Genomic DNA, 861 nt, shown 5'->3' on the forward strand with positions numbered 1-861 from the left:
GACCCGGACTTGGAGCTCCCCGCCCCCGACCTGCTGCCCAGCGGCGCCCCACTCACCAGTAACAGCGCGGACTCGATGACCGTCTCCCCCTCCACAACCGCTGATACTGGGCGGTAATGTCGCCCCCCGCCGGACAGCACGAGACCGGTGGGCGAGCGCGAAGGGGCTCTCATGGCGACGGACATGCCTGCGGACATGCCCGCGGAGACACCTGCGGAGACACCTGCGGAGGTGACCGCGGCCGACGAGCGGTGGCGGCGCATGTGGAGCCACCGCGAGCACCTGCTCAAGGTGGCCCGGCGCAGGTCGATGAGTGCGGAGGACGCCGAGGACGCGGTGCACGAGGCGATGCTGCGCGCCGCCGAGCGGCCCGACCTGGACGAGGAGCGGCTCGCGGCCTGGCTGACGACGGTGACGATGCGGCTGTGCGTCGACCGCTACCGGCAGGTGAACCGCGAGGCCGAGGTGCGCACCAGCCCGACGCTCATCGCCCCCGGCCCGGTGCCCGTCGAGGAGGCCGTGTGCGACCGGGCCGAGGCGAAGTGGCTGGCGGTGCGCAGTGGTGAGCTGCCCGCCCGGCAGGCCGAGGCGCTGCGGCTGAAGTCGCAGGACCTGGACGTCGGCCAGGTCGCTGTCCGGATGGGGCTGAGCTACCGGACCGTCGAGTCGCTGCTGGCCCGCGCCCGGCGGACGCTGCGGCAGTCGCTGGCCGCCACGCTCGGGTTCGCGCTGTTCCTGATCGGCTGGGGGCGGCCGCGCGGAGTCGGCAGGGGACAGGCCGTGGCGGTCGCCTCGACGGCGGCGTCCCTGGCGGTGGCGGGGTTCCTGCTGCCGTACACCCTCGACGGCGGTGGAGGCGGG

Annotated in this window: 1 protein-coding gene; it reads left to right on the forward strand. The window is 74.3% G+C overall.

The annotated features are described in order from the left end of the window. Positions 1–171 precede the first annotated feature (171 nt). Positions 172–861, forward strand: a 690-nt coding sequence (locus CCL05_RS41505; protein WP_143590041.1) for an RNA polymerase sigma factor, incomplete at its 3' end; no start/stop codon positions are given.

Source organism: Streptomyces africanus, from assembly GCF_002150735.1.
GTDB lineage: Bacteria > Actinomycetota > Actinomycetes > Streptomycetales > Streptomycetaceae > Streptomyces > Streptomyces africanus.